2 protein-coding genes are annotated in these 1,348 nt (G+C 72.7%); both read right to left on the bottom strand.

Annotated features, from left to right (window positions below; all coding sequences use genetic code 11):
• Positions 1–716: protein kinase domain-containing protein (locus ACVNF4_RS36095; protein ID WP_461807045.1), on the bottom strand; the 716-nt coding region annotated here is incomplete at its 3' end.
• A 145-nt stretch (positions 717–861) separates the two neighbouring features.
• Positions 862–1,348: CAP domain-containing protein (locus ACVNF4_RS36090; protein WP_461807044.1), on the bottom strand; the 487-nt coding region annotated here is incomplete at its 5' end.

The raw sequence follows: 1,348 nt of genomic DNA, 5'->3' as shown, positions 1-1,348 counted from the left end.
CCGGCACGCACCGGCGCGCGCAGCGGAAGCCGGTCCACACCCCGCAGGGTCGCGTCGGGCCGGTCCCGCTCCCGGAACGGGGGCCGCCCCTCCAGGAGCGTGTACAGGATCGCGCCCAGCGCCCACAGATCCGCCGCCGGGCCGATCCGCTCGTCACGGGCCTGTTCCGGCGAGGCGTACGACGGGGCGGCGACCCGGGGTGCGAGCGTCGCGCCGACCAGGCCGAACCCGGTGAGGACGACGGGGCCCCGGTCCCGGACGAAGATCTGCCCCGGGCTCAGCTCGCCGTGCGTGATGCCCTCGCCGTGCGCCGCCTCCAGGACGTCCAGCACCTCCAGGGCGATCGCCGCCGCCCGCGCGGGGTGGAACGAGCCCTGCTGGTCGATCAGTTGGCCGAGCGGCAGGCCGTCGATCCACTCGGTGACGGTCCACAGCGAACCGTCCTCCGCGATCGTGTCGAGCACCGCCGCGATCCGTCCCGGGCACAGCCGGGTCATCGTCGCCGCCATGCGCCGCACCCCCTGCGCGGCGTGCCGCCCGTCCTCCTCGGAGGTGCCTTCCGGCAGTCCGATCCGCGTGACGAGACACGGCCGCCCGTCCTCCGCGTCCTGGCCGTACCAGCTGACGCGGTTCGTCTCGCGCTGGACGACGTCGAGGAGGAGGTATCTGCCGGCGATCAACTCGTGCGTGGAGACGTGCGCCTTGACCATGGTCATCCCTCGCTGAACCCCCGGAGTCTGTCTCCCTTTGACAGTGGTACGGCGCGCGGGGCGCGGTGCGTTCAAAGGAACCGCGATTTCCGGGGTGAATCTGTCTTTCATTCAAAGCGGCGGGGGTGCGGGGAAAGCGTGTGCGAGAAATTCAGGCGCCGAATAGCTGCGTCCAGTACGTCCCCGAGGGGCCGCCGCCCGCGAAGCCGACGCCGAGGTGCGTGAAATCCGGCTTCAGGATGTTGGCCCGATGTCCCGGGCTGTTCATCCAGCCGTCCACCACCTCGGCGGGCGAGCGCTGGCCGCAGGCGATGTTCTCCCCGATCGACCGTTTCCCGGACCCCGCCGCCGCTGCCCGGTCCCAGGGCTGGGTGCCCTCCGGAGAGGTGTGCGCATAGAACGCGCGGGCCGCCATGTCGACGCAGTACGCGCGCGCCGCGCGCGCCAGAGGGCCGTCCGACGACAGTGCCCTGAGCCCGGCCCTCGCCCGCTCCCGGTTGGTCAGTTCGAGCACCTCCGCCTCCACGCGCTCCAGCCGGTCGAGCCGCGCCTGGAGCGTGCCCCGGGCGACCCCGAGGATCCGCGCGTACTCCCGCACACTGGTCCGGGGCTGCTCCAGCAGCAGCCGCAGGATGCGC

This window comes from Streptomyces sp. S6, from assembly GCF_054880855.1.
Note: the sequence above shows the minus strand (reverse complement) of the source record. Positions and strands in the feature narration are given on the sequence as shown.